This window comes from Bacillus sp. SIMBA_008, assembly GCF_046535495.1.
Taxonomy (GTDB): Bacteria; Bacillota; Bacilli; order Bacillales; family Bacillaceae; genus Bacillus; species Bacillus subtilis.
In genome coordinates this window covers 1-318 of sequence record NZ_JAWRWL010000206.1, presented here as the reverse complement: position 1 = coordinate 318, position 318 = coordinate 1, and the positions used below count along the sequence as shown (strand labels likewise).

The window sequence follows — 318 nt, the reverse complement described above, 5'->3', positions numbered from 1 at the left end:
CTTTTCGTTCCTTCTCCTATTATCTGCCTGCTCACAGGCACCTTTAAAAGGACAGATTGAGAAGGTGGGTTTACTCGTCCCCGATACTATTAATGATCAAGTTTGGGGAACGAAAGGTTATAAAGGCTTATTAAATATTCAATCAACATTTGGTGTAGATGTTTATTATAAGGAAGGAATGGTCGACAAAGAGAAAATCGTTGATGCCATTGAAGAATTTCACAAAAAAGGAGTCAATTTGATTATTGGCCATGGCAATGAATACAGCGAAATTTTCAATTTAATCAGTGAAGATTATCCGAAAACACAATTTATCAC

At 35.5% G+C, this 318-nt stretch carries 1 protein-coding gene; it reads left to right on the top strand.

The genetic code is table 11. From position 1 onward, the window contains the following. Positions 1-318, top strand: a 318-nt coding sequence (locus SB658_RS22850) for a BMP family ABC transporter substrate-binding protein (protein WP_410602531.1), incomplete at both ends; no start/stop codon positions are given.